Source organism: Streptomyces sp. NPDC005303 (assembly GCF_040607335.1).
GTDB lineage: Bacteria > Actinomycetota > Actinomycetes > Streptomycetales > Streptomycetaceae > Streptomyces.
Map to the genome: position 1 here is coordinate 348,551 of NZ_JBEXGM010000003.1, position 15,120 is coordinate 363,670.

The following is a 15,120-nucleotide window of genomic DNA, read 5'->3' on the forward strand; positions in this document are numbered from 1 at the left end:
AGGCCTCGCCGACGACTACGTGCCGGCCGGCCCGTCCGGTCGTGCAGCTCCTGTCCCTTCGATCCCCTCCTCCACCACGACCACGTCCGCACCCGGCTCCCGACGCTCACCCGACGTCCAGGGCCTGCCGACCGGAGCAGGAGGGCACCACAGCTGTGACCGCGCACCACGCGATCGAGATCGTCCTGACCCGGCCCGCCACCGACGATGAGCTGTGTCGTGCCCGTCGTGTCGTGGCTCTGGCCAGTGACACCAGCCGCGCGAGGCTGCTGGCCCTACAGCGCGCCAAGACTCCTGGCCGTGCGCTGCGGGCGCTACGCCACCGACTCGATGCCGTACTCCCCATCGACGTTCTCACCACCCACTACCCTGACCGGCAGGGCCAGGTCCTGCTGAACGTCGCCCTCTGCCCCACCGCCCGCACCACCGTCCGTCGGGCTGCGGCGGCCTGGGCCCAACGGCCCCGGGACTTCCTGGGCCAGGTCGTGACCGATGCCGTGGCCAGGCACGGAGAAGAGCGGGCCCGCCATCTGACAAGCCGACTAGAAGAGCTGCTGGTCGAGCACACCCCGGAAGAACTACTGCTCTGCGCAGCGAGCACTCTCCTCAGCCATCCCCACCGCCGGCCAAGAGGCAAGTGCGCCGCCCGCCCCTCCTGAGGAGCCTTTGTGTCTACCCCGACCGACGAGCAGGTCCACGCCGTCGACGCCTTCCGCGCGGGACACCACCTCTCCCTGCAAGCGGGAGCCGGTACCGGCAAGACCACCACCCTTGAGATGCTTGCCGCCAGCACCAATCGACGCGGCCGTTACATCGCCTTCAACAAAGACATCGCCTGCCACGCCGCTACGCGCTTCCCGCGTACGGTGACGTGCAGAACCGCCCACGCGACCGCGTACGCCGCCCTAGGCCACAGCTATGGCGGTCGTCTCAACGGTCCACGCCAGCCCGCCTGGAAGACCGGTCAGGCCCTCGGCCTCACCCGGCCCATCCGCATCGGCGATCACGAGATCAGCCACAGGACGCTCTCCAACGCGGCGCTACGCGCCGTGAAGCGCTTTTGCTACTCCGCCGACCGGACTCTCGGCCGCCATCATGTACCGCGGCTTCGCCGCCTGGCGACAATTGCCGAGCACACCCAACTCGCCGACGTAGTCTTTCCGTTCGCGGTGAAGGCGTGGGCCGACCTTCAGAACCCCCACCAGGGCGTCGTCCAATTCGAGCACGACCACTATCTGAAGATGTGGGCCTTGACCCAGCCGAAGATCGAAGCGGACTTCCTCTTCCTCGACGAAGCCCAGGACACGAACCCCGTCCTTGAGCAAGTCTTCAACGCCCAGCGTGAACACGCCCAGCTCGTCATGGTGGGCGACTCCGCACAGGCCATCTACGGCTGGCGCGGCGCCCGGGACGTGATGACCGACTTCACCGACGCCACCGCACTCACTCTCACCCGCTCCTTCCGCTTCGGCCCCCTCCTCGCCGAACAGGCCAACCGCTGGCTCGAACTTGCCGAGGCCCCCATCCGGTTGACCGGAAGCGAGACGATGCCCACGGAGGTCGGAGAAATCGCCAACCCGGATGCAGTGCTGTGCCGCACCAACATCGGCGCCATGGCCGAGGTCATGCGGCTCCTCTCCGAAGGTCACCGCGTCGCCCTGGCCCGCGGCGGACACACCCTCGCCGGACTGGCGTTGGCCGCGCGCGACCTCAAGGAAGGCCGCCGAACCAACCATCCCGAACTCGTCCTCTTCGCCTCCTGGGGCGAAGTACAGGATTACGCGGCTTACGACCCCTCCGGCGGCGACCTCCAGCCCTTCGTCGACCTAGTCGACACACATGGTCCCGAGGCAATCCTCGCCGCGGTCGACGAGCTCACCGACGAGGACCATGCCGACGTCACGGTATCGACGGCTCACAAGGCTAAGGGCCGCGAATGGCCAACCGTCCGGATCGGTGACGACTTCCCACCCCCCAAGGACACCGACCAGCAGGACGCCGAGGGCCGTCCCATCCCTGAACCTGTCAGCGATACTGACGCCCGCCTCGCCTATGTCGCAGTCACCCGAGCGCGTCACCATCTCGACCTCGGTGGACTGTCCTGGATCGACAGCCACCTTGGAAACTGATCGCCCATCACTTGGTCCTGCACCCGCCGACACAAGCACCCCAGGATCTCCATTGAGCTTGCAGGGGCCGTGGCGCCTTAAGAGTCAGAGACCTGGGGGCTCGCCCCTGAAACACCAGGAGCTTTCTCCAACTCTGCGCAGTACGCGGCCTGTTCACCGGCTCAGCAGCCTGTCAACATCATTGTCCGGGTTCGACGCCTTGGTGGGGGTGGTGCTGTATGACGTCCGTACAGAACAACGACCAGCGGCTACTCGACCGCATTCTGGAGGACCAGCACCGGAAGCTGGCACCGGACAAGAGCAGGGATGACTTCTTCACGTTCTTCGCTGCCGACAAGGCCCTGCAGGACTGGGACCTCGACAACGACGAAATCATGGACGGCATCGTGGACGGGGCTCACGACTGCGGCATCGATGGCATCTGGACCTTCGTTGACGAGCGCTACGTCACCGCTGATGCCCATCAGTTCCTGCCGTCGCGTGCCAGCAAGATCGAATTGGTGATCCTGCAGGCCAAGACCTCGACCGGCTACCAGGAGACCGTGGTAGAGAAGTTGCATTTCCATCTGCCGACGCTGTTGGACATGAGCCGGGACGAAGAGGACCTGGTCGCGCACACGAACGCCAAGCTCCTGGACCGCACACGGCGCTTCCTACACATCCTCGAAGAGCTGGCGTCATCGTTCCCGCAGGTCCGCATCAAGGTGATCTACGCCAACAAAGCCGCCGAGACGCCGCACCCCAACGTGAAGGCAAAGGGAGATCGGCTGCGGCGAGAGCTCGCGAAGATCACGTCGGACACCAAGGCGGATCTGGAGTACCTCAACGCTGCTGATCTACGCGAACGCACCGCCCGAGGGGCCAAAGCCGTCGCGCAGTTGGTGTTCACCGAAACCCCGATGAGCACCTCGCTCGGCGAGGGGTACGTTTGCCTGGCCCGTCTGGACGAGTACTACCGCTTCATAACCTCGGACAACGAAGCATTGCGCCTGGAACTGTTCGAATCGAACGTGCGTGACTACGCCGGGTCCACTGCGGTGAACAACGCAATCGGCGAGACCCTCAAGTCCGGCACGGGCGAAGACTTCTGGTGGTTCAACAACGGTGTCACCGTCGTCGCCGACGCTGCCCAGATCGCAGGCAAGAGGATCGTCGTCAAAGAGCCGCAGATCGTCAATGGGCTGCAGACCAGCCACGAGATCTACAGCTACTTCCAGAACGGAGGCCAGCACCGCGACCGCTCCCTTCTGGTCAAGATCGTGGTCGCACCCGAGTCCGGCACCGCCCGCGACCGCATCATCCGAGCCACAAACAGCCAGACACAGCTGCCGGCGGGCGCCCTGCGAGCCACCGAAGCCATCCAGAAAGACATCGAGGAAAGCCTGGGGCACGCTGGTGGCTACTACTACGAACGCCGGGCCAGCTACTACCGCAACCTCGGCTTCCCTCTCGACCGGGTCATCAGCATGACCCGCCTGGCCCGGGAGTTCACCGCTTTCGTGCAGCGCGAACCACACACCGCCCTGCGCCACTCGGACGCGCTGCTGCTGGACGACCAGCACTACGCGCAGATCTTCTCCCCCCGCCACGACCTGGACATCTACCGCCTCTGCCTCGACGTCCACACCCGCCTGCGGACCTTCCTCGCCAAGTACGCCGAAGACCGCCCGCTGCTCGGGGAAACCTTGGAGAACTGGCTCTACCCGCTAGCAGCTATGTCCGCCCACACCCTGACCAGGCTGAGGCAGCCCACCCCGCGGGACTTACTCAACATCGATCTCGCCCATCTCAGCGACGACCTCATGTCCCGCATGACGGGCACGCTGGAACAGAACTTCAAGAGCGCCCTGCGCCAGAGCAAGGCTGGCGGCGTCGACCGCATCGCCCGCACACCTGAATTCACCGCCAAGCTCCGGCAGGCAGTTGTCTCTCAAAGCCGATACCACATCGAACGATGACTGGCGGCAACTGCTACGTGTGAATGTCGGGGCGAGGCGGTTCGACGTTCAACTGAAGCAGCCTGACTGAGCGAGCGGCGTGGAGCCTGCCTCCTGGCAGGGGCTACGGGGGTGGGGGCGTGTTTTGGGCGAGGCGAAGTCGGTGGCCTTCTGCGGTATCACCGAAGTCGCGTTCGTCGCCGTCACGGAAGCGTTTATAGAACCACTCGGGTACTCGGGTGGGGTCCAGGCGCGTGCGGAGTACGCCGTCCTGCACGTCCCGTGCGACGTTCCGTAGGCGGTGCCATTCGTCGTCAGGGACGGGCCCGGGGCGCCCGTTCTGCAACTCGGTGTTGACGACTTTGGTGAGCCGGTCGCGTTCATCAGCCACCTTGCGTTGGCCGGACCAGATCTCGTAAGCGATCTGGTACACCGCCAGGGAAGGGACGAAGAAGCTGAGGAGGGTGTCGCCCAGAGTGGCGTCCGCGACTACCAGACCGGCGACGAATCCAACGGCAGCCCACAGCACAGCGGTAGCGGCGATGAGGTTGCTGTATCGGCGGCGGAGGCGGGCATCCCAGGCGAGATTCTGTTCCTGGGCGATGAAAACGTCATAGGGATGGTGTACGTCGTTAGTCGGGTCATACCAGCCGTCCGTGATGCGCCTGTCTTTTGCACCACCTCTGGCGAGGCTGCGCGCTAGGCGGCGGACATCGGGTTCGGGGACGGGATCACCCGCAACCGTTGCACGCCACGGCAAGTGGAACAGGGCGATGTCGAACATCTCCTGGAGCAGAGCGCCCTGGCGGGCGGTGTTCCCGGCGAGGCCCTTGAGGAGAAACGCGGAGACGACGAACCAGAGGAAGCCAACGATCGAGACGACTGTCCGTCCGTGGCCAACCAGCGTGATCAGGACGCCGACGGCGGCGAAGGCGACAGCGAAGGCGACACGTACGGCTTCGAGGAGTTGGCCGCGCTGGTGGCTTGCCGACGCGGCGCGTTGGAGGAGCAGCATGTCGTCGTCGAGCTGTCGCTCGTGAATGGCCCGAGGCGGGATCCCGTGGACGCCGTCGGGGTTGGTGGAGAGGTTCATGGCCTGGTCATCCGGTTCCCGAACAGCTTCTTCCACTCGTCGAAGGCGGCGCGTTCCTGCTCCTCGTCCTCCAGGTCGACCGCCTTCTCCGCGATGGCTCGGGCCTGGTCGAGCGCGTTGGCTGCGGCAAGTTTCTGGGTCGCGTTCATGACGGCGTTGACGTCACCGCCCAGGCCGGCTGGATCGGGCCACTCGTCGCCGATGCGTTCGGCGGCGGTGGCCAGGAACAGCACGATCTCGTCCTGGAAGCGCCCGATCGGCGGTTTCACCAGCGACTGCGCCATGACCTCCAGCAGGAAGGAGGGGGAAACGGGCTCGCCGAGTTCGCGGTTGATGCCCTTGACCATCTTGACGAAGGGTACGTACTTACCGTCGCAATCGGTGTTCTTGGCAATGCTCAGCTCGTGGTGACGCTTGGGGTTGGTCGCGATCCAGCCGCCAGCAGAGGGATCGGGGATGTAGTAGCCGCCACCGTCTCGCTTGAAGGCGGGGACTACATCGATCGACATGACGTCGTCGTCGGGGCCGTAGGGGATGACGACGGCCATACCGTCACGGGCGGCGGAGCTCCACTTCTGGCGGAGCAGGGTCTCCAAGGCGTTGATCACTTGGATGGGAGCCTGATCGCGGAAGCCAGCCTGAGAGCCGTCGGCGTCGAGGACCACGAAGATGTCGATGTCCTTGAGCTTCTTCGTCTTGGTGTCGCGCCGGTAGCTCCCGGTGAGGAAGTCGTCGGCGAGGTCCCAGTGCGACCGGACAAAGTCACGGATGGTCTCGTGCCGTGCCTTCGCCAGGTCCTGTTCGGTCTGGGTGATCTCCAGGTTGTGCTTGAGGTTGGCGAAGGCGTCGTCGATGTATCCCATAGCCGTGTGTCCCTGCTCTTGGTCTCAGGTGTGGAAATACCGCATGCCAGTCGAGGCGTGCGGGGCGGAGCCGAGGGTGCCGAAGGTGATGCCACGCAGGCCATCGGTGCTCGCCCGGTGACCGGGGCCCCAACCTGGTTGCGGGGTGCGGGGCCCGTTGAAGGTGCAGAACAGCCGGTAGGTGGTGCTCGTGGGTACCCGGTCGAGCTTGGCTCGGAACCGGGCGGCCCGGGCGCGGGAGGCAGTGAATGCGGCGTTGCCGTCGCCGGAGGCGGTGTAGGACACCGGGAACTCGATCACCGGCGCCACGACGCCCGAGGGTTGGTGGCACTCCAGGACGACCGTGTCGAGGGAGCCCTCCTCGATCCACGCCTTGATCGCGTCTTCGTTCTGCACCCAATCGCGACGGAACCGGTCCATGTTGATTCCCAGGTCAGCAAGGATGTCGGTGATGGTGCCCAGGATGACGTCGGTCAGGTGTGTGGCGGTGTGGGTCCGGGTGTAGCTGTAGGTGTACGTGGAGGTCATCGCTGAGTCACCGCCCGCCGCAGGGCCTCACGGTCGATCAGCGAACCAAAGGTGGCCGCCTTCGCCTCCGGAGCGAGCGGAACTGCGTCGGACAACCGGGCGTGACCGTCGACGGCTGCTTTCACCTGCTCCTTCAGCGGCGCCGGGGACGGCAGGTGGATCGTGAAATCGTCAGCGCCCGCCGCGCCGGGGACAGGGTTGAGGTTCTCTTCCAACGTCAGCGCCTCCGTGCCGGACACCGTCGTGATCTCACAGTGCACCTTGCCCGCAACCAAGGTGATCGGGTACTGGTGCAGGTGCCCTGCCGCGATCAGCATCCGCCCCACCGATTCGGCGGCGGACATCGCCTGCACCGCCTCGTCGCGGGACAGCGCGGAGGACTGCTCCACGGTGTCAGCCACGAGGTCCGCGATCACCGTCCAGGTTCCGCTGGCGCTCCGCACGGGAGAGGCCGCCACCTGCCTAGTACGCCGCACGGGACACCTCCGGCTGGCCCGTCTCCCCTACGGCGCTGCGCACTGCGGCGGCCAGGTCGTCTTCGGTGAGGAGGCCGGGGTCGAGCACCGTGTCCAGCCGCTGCGCCAGGGCTTCGAAGACCGCCTTGCGCGCACGTCGGCCGTCCAATCCCTGAGCTGCCTCGGCGACGCGCTCCATCACCGAGGAGCGTGCCAGCTCACCCAAGGCCGGGTACTTGTCGGCCAACGTCAGTAGCGTGGAGGCAAGGATCGCCCGCAGTGCCTCCGGCTCGGGAAGCGGTACGAAGATGGCGGCGTCGGAGCGGGAGAGGAACGCTTCGTCCAGGGCGGTGGTGAAGTTGCTGGTCGCAACGAAGAACAGATGCGGGTGCTCGGCAGCGTTGAGATCCAAGGCGGTGAGCACCGCGTCGGTGGCGCGATGGACGTCGGCCGGGTTTGCGGCCAGCGACGCCGCCGAGCGGGCGACCGCCATCGACTCGACCTCGTCGAGGATCACCACGGTCGGCACACCGTCCGACGCAAGACCTGGCACGTACTCGCCGAGGAGCTCGCTTACCCGCTGCTGCGACTGCCCGTGTTCGGCGCTCATCAGCCCGTGCGGGTTGATCTCGATCCGCCGGACCACACCTCCGGCGACGTACGGGGCGACCTGTGCTGGCAAGCCCCTGGCCAGGGTCGTCTTGCCGGTGCCGGGAGGGCCGTAGAGCGTGCACAAGCCGTGCAACGCCGTCACCGCGAACGGCAGGTCAGGCCGCACGAGCAGCGACAACACGGTCTGATTGCGCAACCGCTCCTTGATGTCCTCCGGCACCACGATGGCGTCCCACAACGCGACCTCCGCCGAGTCGGCGGTGATCACCTCGTCCGACAGCACGCACTCCTGGACTTTCGTCACCTCAGCTCCGTCCTCCCACACTGGGCGGGTCACCTCAGATCTGAACATCATCTTCCGCGTTTTGGGTAGAGTACACGACATGACGGAGATGCAACTCGACACACTTCGCTCTGGCGTGTTCCGCTGGAGCCGAGTGATTTGACCGACCAGTAACCAAGGTGTGCCTAAGATGCGAGCGGAGCATCCAAGATCGAGAATCGTCCGCTGATCGGCGGACATCGACTGGCCCGGAGACGAGCGACGTGAACGACCCGCAACTGGACCCCGGCGACATCGCAGCGCTGTTCGATCGCAGCCGGCTCCGAACGGCACGCGAACTTCGCGGGTTCACCCAGGTGCAACTGGCCCGGGAAGTCGGTTCCGTCACCGCAGCCTCGATCAGCCAGTTCGAGAACGGACACACCAAGCCCGCCACAGCGACGCTTCGCCGACTCGCGGTCGCCTTGCGGGTACCTCCGGCGTTCTTCGCCGCCCCAGCCCGCCCCCCTGTCCAAGATCAGATCAACGGGTACTTCCGCAGCCTTCGGTCCACCTCCCCCCGAGATCGCCAACAAGCACTCGCCTACGTGCACCTTGCACGGGAACTCGCACTTGAGCTCGAAAAACACGTCGCATTGCCCGAACTCAATCTGCCGCGTGCCCCGATCGACGAAGGACAGGCTCTTCATTCCGCCGATATCGAACAGGCGGCAGCCCAGGTCCGCGACCACTGGGACGTCTCACGAGGTCCAGTTCAAGATGTCGTGCGACTAATGGAAATGAATGGAATTATTGTCGTCCGTTTCCGCGTCAGCATCGAAAAAGTTGATGCGTTCTGCGTCGACTTCCCCGATAGACCCGTTGTTGCCCTTGGGGCCGACAAGGGCCTGCGCGACCGCTCCCGCTTCGATGCGGCCCACGAGCTAGGCCATCTTGTACTGCATGGCGTCAATGGAAAAATTGGCGATAAGGAAACCGAGAGTCAAGCACACGAGTTTGCCGCCGCGTTTCTCATGCCGGCCGACGACATTAAATCCGAACTTCCGGACCGGCTCGACTGGCCCGCATTTCTTCGCCTGAAGGCCAAATGGCACGTCTCTCTAGCCGCCCTCCTGGTCAGGGCGAAAACGCTCGGCGTCATGAGCGAACACACTTACGCCCAGGGATGGAAAGCATTGTCCGTCCGAGGATGGAGGAAAACAGAGCCAGGCTCTCTGGGGAATCCAGAGGCTCCGGTACTGCTGCAACGCGCGCTAGAACTCATGGAAACAACGGGACTCTCGTTCGACGATTTCATCAGCCGTTCCGGACTTCCCGAAGCCGACATTCGTAACCTGCTCAGCCGTGATATCCGCGAACGACCTCGCGTGGAATTTTGACCTACCACCAGGCCAGTGGTGGTCGTCCCGGCGCTCACGTAGTTCGACGAGCTCTGCGGTTGGTGGCACGACTTCGGCACTCGCCGCTCGGGATACCCAGGCGACGCGCCGCGGAGGAACACCGCCCTACCCTGTCGACAACACACCGGGCCCCCTGCGGCTCTCGCGGGTGGGCCGGTGTTCTACCAGGCCTTCATCAGAAGCAGGTCAAATCCTCCTGACGCCTCCAGGCTCTGGATCTCACAGAGAGTGACGGTTAGTTGTCGGGGTCTTCGCGTGTTGCGCATTTCCCTCGGACAGCCGGTCAGAATCGGTTGCGCACGTCTCCTGGAACCGCAGGTCACAGCTCTGACGTTGCGCGCAAATCTGCGCACCCTACACGGCAGTCGGTCCAGGAGGGTGGCGTCGCTGATGACCACACCGCAGGGGTGCATGGCCATGCCGTGGATCAGGGCGTCGAGACCCTCGGCCAGCTCCCACAGCGGTCCGTAGTGGTGGGCCTCGGCGGCCAGCTGCCGCAGTTCGGGCAGTTCGGCGAGCGCGCTGGTGATGTCCGATGCCCGCAGGTGCGGGAAGCTCTTGGCGATCCGGTCGACCTCGGCCGGGGCGATCCCCAGTGCGAGGCCGGTGTCCCGCAGGGCCCGGCGTGCCCGGTAGGTCTCGGGCATCGCGGTGACCGCGACCCGCTCCTTGCCGAACCGTTCGAAGATCGTGTCGTAGCACTCCAGGCGCCGGGCGGACTCCACGTCGATGTCGATGTCGGGCAGCGAAGCCCGGCGCACGCTCAGGAAGCGTTCGAACAGCAGACGATGGTCGAGCGGGTTGGCCGTGGCGATACCCAGCGCGTGGCAGACCATCGACCCGGCGCCCGAACCGCGGGCGGCGACCCTGATGCCCTTGGCCCGAATGTCGGCCACGACCTGGCCGACGGCAAGGAAGTACGAGTCGTAGGACAGCGTGGAGATCACTTCCAGCTCATCGGCCATCCGCTCGAGCGCCATACGGTCTCGGTCGAGACCGCGTCGGGCCAGGCCGGCCTCGCACTGCCTGCGCAGCAGTTGGGCGGCCCCTCCCGCTCTTGGCTCAGCTCCGAAGAGCGAGAGCTCCGGAAAGTGCGGCGTACCGAGGCCGAGGTCCGCTGCCGGGTCGACGGTGCACTCGGTCGCCGTGGTAACTGTGTCGGCCATCAGACGCCGGGCCCGGCGGGCATCCGTCCCCGCGCACTCGGTGATCATCCGCGCCACGCTCGCCATTCCTCTCTCGTCCTTGAGCCAGCGCTGCCCACTGTCCAGGTGACGCCGGTCGATGGGGCGTAGTAGCCGCGCTGCATCCAGGACATCGGCAAGGCGGTGCTGGTCGGGGTCGGCGTAGCGGACGGCGTTGGAAAGAACCGCGGTGGTGCGGGTGCGGTCGGCCAGCGCCAGGGTGCGGGCGGCCAGGCGCAAGGATCCCGGACCGGTGCCGGAACGTTTCTGCGCAACGGTTTCCAATCGGACGTCCCTCCCGAAGACCTCCTTCCAGGGCGCCAGCAGCTTCATCGCGACGTCCTCCCGGCCCAGCGACAGTGCCCGCACCGGCTCCGAGAGTGGCCCGAGCAGCACGGTCAGGCCGGGGCCGCCGTACTCGCGCAGCGCCTCCCACGGCACCACCGGCGCCGTACCGGACACGGCACCGACATGGGCGGCCGACGTGATGCGGCACAGCCGAGCCCATCCCGCTCGGTTCTGGGCGAGCAGCACAAACCGCAGGGGCGGTTCGACGACGTGCGCACCACCGCGCGCCGGAGTACGGCGTCGCGGAGTGGGCGGCGGAGGTGCGAGAGCCTCCACTGCGAGGTCGATACCGAAGATCGGCCGGACCCCTTCTTTCGCACACGCCTGCGCGAACCGGACGGTACCGGTGACCGTGTCCCGGTCGGTGAGCGCGAGCGCTGCCACGCCCCGCTCGGCCGCCCGTCGGGCGAGATGCTCGGGATGGGCGGCGCCGTAGCGAGCGGAGTAACCGGACGCGACGTGCAGATGGGCGAAGCCCGTCATGCCGCACCTCCATCACTCCACCCCTTTTCGGCTATATGCCCGATATCTGCATCGTACGCTCGTTCGATTACTCTAACCCCATCAGCCCCGGTCAGCGACTAGATTCGAACGTGTAAGCGATTCTTTGGCGAGGTGAGCAGCATCCGAACGCAGGCACCGATCGCCACCTCCCCATCGAGGCATAGCAGTTGGGGAAAACCACCCCCCGCACCCTTGTCATCCAGCACCCCAGGGCAGACGAACAGCCTCAGACCAGCCCTGGCGGCAGCTCCCAGCACGGATCCTCCGAGTCTTCGCCTGCTCCAACTCACTCCACGGGAGCGGATCACGGCCCAGGCGGAGGCTTCAGCACCATCCCGGCCGCCGCCCGCGAGGCCAGGGCCCCGCTGGGCGCTGCGGCGGCCCGCGCCGACGAGGTGCGGCTCGGGGAAGTGGACGGTGCCGATGCCGAGGTCGTCCTCGGGGTCGACCAGGCACTCGGCGGCCGTCGCCTGCGTCTGCTCCAGCAGCCGGTAGGCGGCCTCGCGCCGGAAGCCCGCGGCCTCGACGATCCGCTCCGCGGCCGCCGGCGTGGCGCCCTCGTCCTTGAGCCAGGCCTCGCCGGAGTCCAGTTACTTGACGGCTCCGACGGGGACGAGGCGGCGGGCGGAGTCCAGGACGTCGGCGACCGGGCCCAGGGGCCCGGCGTCGGCGTAGCGTACGGCGTTGCTGAGCACGGGCCGGATCCGCTGTTCGGCGGCGAATGCGACGGTACGGGCGGCCAGCCGCAGGGAGCCCGGGCCGGTGCCCTTGCGTCCGCGCCAGACGGCTTCGAGGCGCAGGGCTTCGCCGCAGGTCTCCCGTCAGGGGGTGAGCAGCCGGGCGGCCCGGTCGGGGCGGCCGGCGGCAAGGGCACGGCCGACGTCGGAGTCGGGCCCGAGCAGCACGGTCAGCCCGTCCCCCCGGTTCTCGGTCCGGGGCAGCAGCGGCGTGCCCCGCTCACCCTTGTCGGAGTGCGCCGCCGTGACGAGCCGGCACAGGTCGGCCCAGCCGCGGGCGCCGTCGCGGGCGAGGAAGGTGACACGGGGAGCCGATTCGTCGACGAAGGCACCGCCGCGCACGGGCGCACGGCGCCGATCCTGTCGTACGGGCTCGGCCTCCTCCACGGCCAGACCCACCCCCGAACACCGGCCGCACTCCCGCCTTCGCGCAAGCCTTGGCGAACCGGACCGTGCCCGCGAGGGTGTCGCGGTCGGTGAGGGCGAGGGCGTCCATCCCCCGCTCGAAGGCGCGCTCGGCGAGGCGCTCCGGGTGCGAGGCGCCGTAGCGCAGGGAGAACCCGGAGACGGTGTGCAGATGGGTGAAGCCAGGCATCCGCACCTCCCGCTCTCGAACAACATCAGTTCCCTATCGCCTCACCTCCGCCATAGGCCAAAACCCGAACATGCGTACGGCAGCGTTCGAATCGCCTCCCACCTTCGAAAACGGCTACTCGGACCCGGATGTGTCGGTCTCGGCGGATTCCTCGGCGAGGGGCTCGGACCCGGCGGTCGGCCGGGCGCCCGCGGGCGTCGCGCGCTGCGCGGTCTCCAGGGCGTGCAGACGGCGTTTGATGTCGCGGAGCTCGGTGAGGAGGGTGTCGGGGCGGTTGATTCTGGTCACGGGGTACTCCTGGGGTTCATGGGATGACAGTGGCGGGGGTGACGGTCAGCTGGACCTGCTCCTCACCCGCGTCGTTGCCCGGGGTGACCTCGATCCCGGTGATCCGTACACCGAACCGGGTGCCCTCGGGAAAGAACACGTCCTTGATGACGACGAGGGCGTCGTCGCCGACCTGGTAGGAGCCGAGAACGGGTTCCAGGTCGGCGCGCACGGTCAGCTCGGGCAGCACCACGGGGACGGAGACGGCGGCGAGGGCCGAGCGGGCCTGGGAGTGCAGCAGGGCCGCGTCGGTGAGATGGACGTAGGAGACCTCGGTCTCGGTGAGCGGGCGCCCGGTGCCGGAGTCCTCGGCGACCGCGACGAGCTGGCTGCCCTCACCCTGCTCCCCGAGGGCGAAGACCCGGTTCGCGGTGGAGGCGCCGTCGACCGGCCAGCTGTAGCCGGTGAGGTTGGCGCCGTACTCCCACACGTGCGGGGTGCCCTGCCGGCCCAGGTGCGGGGTGCCGACGCGGAGTCTGCGCACGGGACGGCCGTCGCTGCCGTATGCCATGTCGAAGACGAAGTCGGGGCCGTCCTCCAGACTGGCCAGCTCGCGCAGCGCCTCACCGGTGCTCTTGAGGTCACTGCCGGGGTAGACCAGGGTGCGGGTGATGCCGGAGGGGGCGGTGGACTCGGGGCGCACGCGGATGTCGCCGCCGGGGTGCGCCTGCGCGATGGCGACGAGTTCGCGGGCGATGTCGGACTGGTCGCGGTCGGTGAAGGGAACAGCGACCGAGGCCAGGTCGGACACGGCCGGGTCGAAGGCCGCGGGAAGGACGCGGCGGTGGTCGAAGTAGGAGAGGAAACCGGCCGCGCCGATCTCCAGGTGCTGGTCCGCGGAGGTGTACTTGACGGTCCACACCACCCCGCCCCAGACGAGCACGCCGTCCCGCTCCACGTAGAGGGCGGCGCGTCCCGGTTCGGTGAGCTCGCGGGGGCGGTGGACGGCGATCCGCGGGTCACCGAGCGGCAACCGGGCGCGGAACTCACCCGCTTCGTTGAGCTCGGTGCTGAACGTGGCGTCGTACAGGGGCAGTTCGTCGGTGATGGCGCCGGTGGCGAGGTCGGCGGTGTAGTAGGTGTAGCGGGTGGGCCGGCCGTCCACTAGCCCACCAGCCAGGTGGTGTTGACATAGACCAGCTGGTCTACGGGCAGGGCGGTCGTCTGCGGGTAGAGGTTCACGCTGCCGTCGGTGTCGACGATGCCCTCCACACCCGTCCGGGTGCCGCCGAGCACCACGTACCAGTGGTGCCGTACCGCAGGGCGGAAGGCGGCCGGGAGGGTCATGACCACCGTGGGGTTGGCCGACTGGGCAGTACTGGTGCGGATCGCGCCGCGCAGGTAGGCGACCGCACCGACCCTGCGGACGGCCGGTGTCTCGCCGTTGTACACGGTCCAGGCGGCGGGAAGGGTGAGCGTGGCCCAGCCGCTGTCGTTGTTGACCGCCCGCCAGCTCCCCGAACTGTCGTACCACTCCAGATGGTTGGTGTCCCCGCGGTGGATGTACATGCCGGGGTAGGGGTACGTGGGTCGGCCGGACTCGCCCCACACCCGCAGGATGCCGCCGGCCGCCGCGGTCCAGGGACGCAGGTCGTCGATGTCGGCGACGCCGACGGACGAGGCGTTCTTCGCCACCCTGATCCGGGCGAGCGGGATGAAGTCACCGGTCACCGCGGGGTCGACGGGGGTGGCCGCGGCGGTTCCCTTGACGAGTTCCACGGTCATGCCGGTGGTGGCGTCGCCGTACTGCGCGTCGCGCTGCCGGGCCACCACGAGGTCGTTGCGCGGGTTGCTGGAGTCCGCGGGGTTCGTGCCGAGGACGTCGAGGGTCTTCTGCTGGCCGAGGGTGACGAGGTAGGCGCCGGTCGCACTGGCCCGGGTCCCCTGGATCACGCCCTGGAAGGGCGCGACGGTGACCTTGCCGGAGACGGTGGCGGTGGCCTGGACCCGGCCGGGGTCCCCGGTGGCGGGCCGTATACCGCTGCGGGCCTGGACCGGGCTCGGACCGGGCGCGGCGAACACGCCCGTGGCCAGCCGGGCGTCCTCGGCGTCGACGACTCCACCGGAGATCCAGCCGGAGTCGCGTTCTGGGGTGGGCGTGCTCATGGGCGTGCCTCTTCTGGTC

12 protein-coding genes and 2 pseudogenes are annotated in these 15,120 nt (G+C 67.4%); 4 read left to right on the forward strand and 10 right to left on the reverse strand.

All coding sequences use genetic code 11. The features are described 5' to 3' along the window. The first annotated feature begins 155 nt into the window (after positions 1 to 155). From ABZT93_RS08015 to ABZT93_RS08025, 3 genes are all read left to right on the forward strand, one after another. Positions 156 to 659: a hypothetical protein gene (locus tag ABZT93_RS08015; protein WP_356100715.1), complete on the forward strand. Its 504-nt coding sequence runs from the start codon at positions 156 to 158 to the stop codon at positions 657 to 659. Between the two features lie 9 nt (positions 660 to 668). Further along, positions 669 to 2,129: a UvrD-helicase domain-containing protein gene (locus ABZT93_RS08020; RefSeq protein ID WP_356100604.1), complete on the forward strand. Its 1,461-nt coding sequence runs from the start codon at positions 669 to 671 to the stop codon at positions 2,127 to 2,129. Positions 2,130 to 2,347: 218 nt separating this feature from the next. Further along, the gene (locus ABZT93_RS08025) at positions 2,348 to 4,087 is read left to right on the forward strand and encodes an AIPR family protein (protein WP_356100607.1); all 1,740 of its coding nucleotides are present in this window, start codon (positions 2,348 to 2,350) and stop codon (positions 4,085 to 4,087) included. Between the two features lie 103 nt (positions 4,088 to 4,190). On the opposite strand, the gene ABZT93_RS08030 is transcribed toward ABZT93_RS08025, so the two are convergent. The 5 genes from ABZT93_RS08030 to ABZT93_RS08050 are packed head-to-tail and all read right to left on the reverse strand — an operon-like array spanning position 4,191 to position 7,921. Further along, positions 4,191 to 5,159, reverse strand: a complete 969-nt coding sequence (locus ABZT93_RS08030; protein WP_356100610.1) for an S-4TM family putative pore-forming effector — start codon at positions 5,157 to 5,159, stop codon at positions 4,191 to 4,193. Then, positions 5,156 to 6,022 (reverse strand): CBASS oligonucleotide cyclase, encoded by an 867-nt coding sequence (locus ABZT93_RS08035; RefSeq protein WP_356100612.1) that lies wholly within the window; start codon positions 6,020 to 6,022, stop codon positions 5,156 to 5,158. The genes ABZT93_RS08030 and ABZT93_RS08035 overlap by 4 nt, the downstream gene beginning before the upstream one ends. Positions 6,023 to 6,046: 24 nt before the next feature. After that, on the reverse strand, positions 6,047 to 6,550 hold the full coding sequence (locus ABZT93_RS08040) for a hypothetical protein (RefSeq protein ID WP_356100616.1): 504 nt from the start codon (positions 6,548 to 6,550) through the stop codon (positions 6,047 to 6,049). Continuing rightward, positions 6,547 to 6,966: a hypothetical protein gene (locus ABZT93_RS08045; RefSeq protein ID WP_356100619.1), complete on the reverse strand. Its 420-nt coding sequence runs from the start codon at positions 6,964 to 6,966 to the stop codon at positions 6,547 to 6,549. The genes ABZT93_RS08040 and ABZT93_RS08045 overlap by 4 nt, the downstream gene beginning before the upstream one ends. 46 nt (positions 6,967 to 7,012) lie before the next feature. Continuing rightward, positions 7,013 to 7,921, reverse strand: coding sequence for an AAA family ATPase (locus tag ABZT93_RS08050; protein ID WP_356100621.1), 909 nt, complete (start codon positions 7,919 to 7,921; stop codon positions 7,013 to 7,015). Positions 7,922 to 8,163: 242 nt separating this feature from the next. Here ABZT93_RS08050 and ABZT93_RS08055 point away from each other — a divergent pair, with 242 nt between their 5' ends. Next, positions 8,164 to 9,279: an XRE family transcriptional regulator gene (locus tag ABZT93_RS08055; RefSeq protein ID WP_356100624.1), complete on the forward strand. Its 1,116-nt coding sequence runs from the start codon at positions 8,164 to 8,166 to the stop codon at positions 9,277 to 9,279. Between the two features lie 380 nt (positions 9,280 to 9,659). On the opposite strand, the pseudogene ABZT93_RS08060 reads toward ABZT93_RS08055, so the two are convergent. From ABZT93_RS08060 to ABZT93_RS08080, 5 genes and pseudogenes are all read right to left on the reverse strand, one after another. Further along, positions 9,660 to 11,315 (reverse strand): annotated as a pseudogene (locus tag ABZT93_RS08060) (PHP domain-containing protein); the annotation flags it as partial. A 346-nt stretch (positions 11,316 to 11,661) separates the two neighbouring features. Further along, positions 11,662 to 12,668, reverse strand: a pseudogene (locus ABZT93_RS08065) (PHP domain-containing protein); the annotation flags it as partial. A 114-nt stretch (positions 12,669 to 12,782) separates the two neighbouring features. After that, positions 12,783 to 12,956 (reverse strand): hypothetical protein, encoded by a 174-nt coding sequence (locus ABZT93_RS08070; protein ID WP_356100627.1) that lies wholly within the window; start codon positions 12,954 to 12,956, stop codon positions 12,783 to 12,785. 16 nt (positions 12,957 to 12,972) lie between these two features. Next, positions 12,973 to 14,100, reverse strand: coding sequence for a hypothetical protein (locus tag ABZT93_RS08075; RefSeq protein ID WP_356100631.1), 1,128 nt, complete (start codon positions 14,098 to 14,100; stop codon positions 12,973 to 12,975). Continuing rightward, positions 14,100 to 15,101, reverse strand: a complete 1,002-nt coding sequence (locus ABZT93_RS08080) for a hypothetical protein (protein WP_356100636.1) — start codon at positions 15,099 to 15,101, stop codon at positions 14,100 to 14,102. Before ABZT93_RS08080 ends, ABZT93_RS08075 begins: the two co-directional genes overlap by 1 nt. Between the last annotated feature and the right edge of the window lie 19 nt (positions 15,102 to 15,120).